This is a genomic window from Vibrio sp. D420a, assembly GCF_030248625.1.
In the GTDB taxonomy this organism is placed as follows: Bacteria; Pseudomonadota; Gammaproteobacteria; order Enterobacterales; family Vibrionaceae; genus Vibrio; species Vibrio fortis_A.
Genome location: NZ_JAHGAN010000039.1, coordinates 1 through 530, shown reverse-complemented (window position 1 = coordinate 530; position 530 = coordinate 1). Strand labels below are relative to the sequence as shown.

Genomic DNA, 530 nt, shown 5'->3' with positions numbered 1-530 from the left:
ATCGTATCTGGGGTAAAGGTGTTGTCAGGGTTATCCACGTCAGTACTGGTTAGAGTGCCTGAAGTTGTGACCGCAGAGTCAGTTTCATCTACAGAGACAGTCGCGCTGCTTACGGTAGCTGCATCATTGGTGCCATTGATGGTCACTTTAATCGTCGAAGGTGTTCCATCGACAGACGTAACCGTAAACGTCTCTTCAACTTTGTCGCCAACGTTGAGTTGGTTGAATGCGCTGTTGGCCGTAAACACCCAATGACCATTGGCATCAATGGTTAAGTCCCCATGGGTGCCTATGATCGAATCTGGTGTAAAGGTATTATCCGGATTATCGACATCGGTACTGGTTAGGATGCCAGAGGTTGTAATTGCTGAGTCAGTTTCATCAACAGCCACAGTAGCACTGCTCACCGTAGCCGCATCATTCGTACCGTTTATTGTTACTTTAATCATGGATGGCGTGCCATCGACAGACGCAACCGTGAATGTCTCTTCAACTTTATCGCCAACGTTGAGTTGGTTGAATGCACTGTT

At 47.4% G+C, this 530-nt stretch carries 1 protein-coding gene; it reads right to left on the bottom strand.

Annotation, left to right across the window (positions count from 1 at the left end):
- Positions 1 to 530: VCBS domain-containing protein (locus tag KI743_RS21065; protein WP_285468036.1), on the bottom strand; the 530-nt coding region annotated here is incomplete at both ends.